The following is a 2458-nucleotide window of genomic DNA, read 5'->3' as shown; positions in this document are numbered from 1 at the left end:
GAAGTCCTTTTCCACACTCCCATTTGGAAATTGTTTTGTCACTAATGGAAAGTGCATTGGCAAGCTGCCTTTGGGTAAGGTTCCTTGACTTTCTTGATTCGGCTATAAATCTGCCGATTCGGATTTGATCAATTGCCACACACGAAGCCTGGTGCAGCTATGCGACGCATTGGCGCTGCCCACCGGCTTTTGTCATTTCAATGCCAATCCCCATTCTACGCAGCAGGGTCCATCCGGCTGGCTGCGCAGATCGAAACACAATTTTTCTCTGTCTGCGATATCCTTCTGGGCATCACCGCCCTGGCCGCTTCTCCAGTCCCTGTATCCTTTCGTGTAGCTGTCATACAATTCCGCCCAGGAATGGTAATAACACTGCATGACTCTCCCAACCTCTACAGACCGCTGCACCATTTCATCCCGGTCAATATAGCCTCCCACAAATCCCATTCCAAGAATCTGACAGGCACGGCATAAATCCCAGGCTCCTGAAGCAATGTCCTCTGCTTCACAATCTTCTCCCTCGCTGTAAAGTGTAGTCAGATAGCTTACCATATCCAAAAGACTGGCTCTGTCCGTCACTCCCCAGTCTCTGCGCAGCATCGTACGCATGGAAGCTCCCTCCTGTCTGTTTATTTCCTTAGAACCGGCAAAATAATGCCAGTCTCCCCCTGTGTTTACCGCCCATGCGGCATAGGTGGCTGCAATCCACCTTTCCGTATCATTCCGGGGCATCGTCCCGCTTTCTGCTCCCTTTTTCCCAAAAATATCAAATATACCCATTTTTTCTACCTGCATCCTTCCATCTATTTCCATCAGTCTACCATACCTTATATGCAAAAGCTACCTGTCTTTTTTCCTGTTTTTCACAGCCAGCTTTTCAGGCAGCACAGAGAAGCTGCCATCTGCATAAATTCAGCTTCCACCGTCTTCCAGGGCTTTTCTTCCATATCTGGACAGGAATACAGCCCTTTGGCTTCCGTATCCCGGACTCCCCTCATCAGCTCCCGTAATTCGCAGTTTAATATCTCATCATCAATCAGCTTCCATTTTTGATTTTCTTCCGCACTCAGGTCGCTTAAGTTAAAGCGCTCCCAAATCTTATCCATGATCTTTTTTTCAATTTCAACATAATTAGACAGATACATCTTGACCGGTCTGATGATATCTGAAATATAAGCCTCGCTTGCGTCATGGAGAAGGCAGGCTGCCTGCACCCTCTCAGAACACCCCCGCTCCCGGGCTTCTCTCATGCAGTTGATAGAATGCTGCCCTACGGAATAAAAATACTTTAAGTGTCCCCCTCCTCTGCACAAAAGGCTGAGGGCATGGGCGATATCTTCCAGGCAGATATCCTCCGCCTTGATGTCCATTGGGTCGAATTTCTTTCCCGAAAATGTATTCATCCTGCTCATATTTTATTTCACCCCCGCAGTGATCTGTTATACCTGATAACTCATTCTACCAGAAAGAAAAGGCGGGAGACAAGTATTGAAATTTAAAGCATTTTTTGCTACACTGTATGCACATTTACAGGAGGATTTTCACATGAGCATGAAGGAAAAATTACACACAGGGGAGCTGTATCTTCCGGGGGATAAGGAGATCATGGAGGAGCAGTTAAAAAGGCTTGACCGTCTGTATGATTTCAACCAGACGCGCCCCTCGGAAATGGATAAACGGGAAAAAATGTTAAAGGAAATGTTTGCGGAAATCGGGGAGGACTGCTATATCGAACCGCCCTTCCATGCAAATTTCGGCGGCGGTCATGTTCATTTCGGGAAAAACATTTATGCAAATTTCGGCCTGACAATGGTGGATGACACTCATATCTACGTGGGAGACTATACCATGTTCGGCCCTAACGTGATCGTTGCCACAGCAGGGCATCCCATTTTGCCCACCCTTCGGGAAAAATCCTATCAGTACAATATGCCCGTGCGCATCGGCAGAAATTGCTGGATTGGAGCGGGAGCCATCATTCTTCCAGGCATTACCATCGGAGACAATGTGGTTGTGGGCGCAGGAAGCGTTGTGACAAAGGACCTGCCCTCCAATGTTGTGGCCGTGGGAAACCCTTGCCGGATTCTGCGGGAAGTAAATGAACATGACAAAGAATACTATTTTAAAGACAGACCCATTGATTATGGAAATTTGGATTCCTGATTTGTTCAACGCCGCCTAATACCAATCGTGTTTCTCATAATTCCAGCGGAGAATCACCTGTGCAGAGGCCACGCCGTGTTCTTCTGCGATAGCGGAGATGACCTCATCAGAAAATAATTCACTGGCGCGGCCTCTGCCGCCGAAGGGGGAATAGCCGTTTACCACGATACCCAGGTTTTGAATATAGGGCACACCTCCGCATGGTACGCCTCCACATCCCCGGTTCCTGGGTGGTGCAGGAGCATTAGGTCAATATATCCAATGTCCAACCGCTCCAGACAACCCTCAATAGCTC

The 2458-nt window shown here is 48.0% G+C and carries 5 protein-coding genes; 1 reads left to right on the top strand and 4 read right to left on the bottom strand.

The window, feature by feature from the left end:
• The 3 genes from AC1WIP_RS14520 to AC1WIP_RS14510 form a co-directional block, all read right to left on the bottom strand.
• Window positions 1-139, bottom strand: a 139-nt coding sequence (locus AC1WIP_RS14520) for a helix-turn-helix domain-containing protein (RefSeq protein WP_481142500.1), incomplete at its 3' end; no start/stop codon positions are given.
• A 53-nt stretch (window positions 140-192) separates the two neighbouring features.
• Window positions 193-780: a DUF1266 domain-containing protein gene (locus AC1WIP_RS14515; RefSeq protein WP_481142499.1), complete on the bottom strand. Its 588-nt coding sequence runs from the start codon at window positions 778-780 to the stop codon at window positions 193-195.
• Between the two features lie 83 nt (window positions 781-863).
• The gene (locus tag AC1WIP_RS14510; protein ID WP_481142498.1) at window positions 864-1412 is read right to left on the bottom strand and encodes an HD domain-containing protein; all 549 of its coding nucleotides are present in this window, start codon (window positions 1410-1412) and stop codon (window positions 864-866) included.
• Window positions 1413-1545: 133 nt separating this feature from the next.
• Here AC1WIP_RS14510 and AC1WIP_RS14505 point away from each other — a divergent pair, with 133 nt between their 5' ends.
• The gene (locus AC1WIP_RS14505; RefSeq protein WP_481142497.1) at window positions 1546-2163 is read left to right on the top strand and encodes a sugar O-acetyltransferase; all 618 of its coding nucleotides are present in this window, start codon (window positions 1546-1548) and stop codon (window positions 2161-2163) included.
• 15 nt (window positions 2164-2178) lie between these two features.
• On the opposite strand, the gene AC1WIP_RS14500 is transcribed toward AC1WIP_RS14505, so the two are convergent.
• A complete protein-coding gene (locus AC1WIP_RS14500; protein ID WP_481142496.1) occupies window positions 2179-2355 on the bottom strand; it encodes a hypothetical protein in 177 nt (58 codons plus the stop codon).
• Between the last annotated feature and the right edge of the window lie 103 nt (window positions 2356-2458).

Source organism: Acetatifactor sp., assembly GCF_982438285.1.
This window is presented reverse-complemented; position numbering and strand designations above follow the sequence as displayed.

What these genes read in the sequence shown, in the direction of transcription:
- AC1WIP_RS14515 (WP_481142499.1), bottom strand. Translation starts at nt 780, where the DNA reads ATGGGTATATTTGATATTTTTGGGAAAAAGGGAGCAGAAAGCGGGACG.
- AC1WIP_RS14510 (WP_481142498.1), bottom strand. Translation starts at nt 1,412, where the DNA reads ATGAGCAGGATGAATACATTTTCGGGAAAGAAATTCGACCCAATGGAC.
- AC1WIP_RS14505 (WP_481142497.1), top strand. Translation starts at nt 1,546, where the DNA reads ATGAGCATGAAGGAAAAATTACACACAGGGGAGCTGTATCTTCCGGGG.